The 669-nt window shown below is 67.7% G+C and carries 1 protein-coding gene; it reads right to left on the bottom strand.

Annotated elements, in window-relative coordinates; all coding sequences use genetic code 11:
- A partial coding sequence (locus AC1DTN_RS38000) for a hypothetical protein (RefSeq protein WP_477925314.1) occupies positions 1 to 669 on the bottom strand: 669 nt, incomplete at both ends.

Below are 669 nucleotides of genomic sequence, written 5' to 3'. Positions count from 1 at the left end.
GGCACATAGACCTTGCCTCGCCACATGACGGGCGCGCCCACGCAGCAGGTGCCGACGGTGCGCGATTCGTAGGTCCGCGCGATCAGGTTGATGGTGATGATGGCCAGCCCGTCGTCGGTGGGCATGTAGATCCTGGTGGGCCCCTGGAGGTCCTGCGCCGCCATGCCCCAGGCGTTGTCGCCGAGAGAGCTCTCGCCGAGCATCTCGTCTCCGCTGGAGTAGATCTCCTTCCAGCTCTCGGAGTGCGGCAGCCAGTGGTAGATGAGTCCGCGCGAAAACTCCAGCGCGAACAACCTGGACTCGCAGGTCTCGAACGCGCTCACCAGGAACTGATAGTTTCCCGCGGGAGGCATCGCCATCTGATGGTCCGCAACGGAGTCCACGGACAGCGTCCTCCTCAGCGCCAGGCGCGCGTCCGTCATCCGCAGGCCTTGCGGCTTGTCGGCCGCGGAACTGTCGCCGCCGAAGGGCGGCAGCCATGCATCCCGATGGGCGCGGGCCGGTTCGGGCAGTGCCTTGCCGGTGATGGGAGAAAACCTGAAGGCTCCGGGGTAGAGCGCGAAAGGCTGCTCCCCCCGATCCGCCTCGTCGACGCTCACGCGGGCGCCGATCAGCGCCGCGAAGTCGAGCGGGTTGGCCGACGCCGAGGGTGCGCCCAGACCCCTGTAG

It is taken from the genome of Rhizobium sp. 01T444, assembly GCF_056398305.1.
The sequence above is the reverse complement of the archived record's forward strand: the minus strand, read 5'-3'. Positions and strand labels throughout refer to the sequence as shown.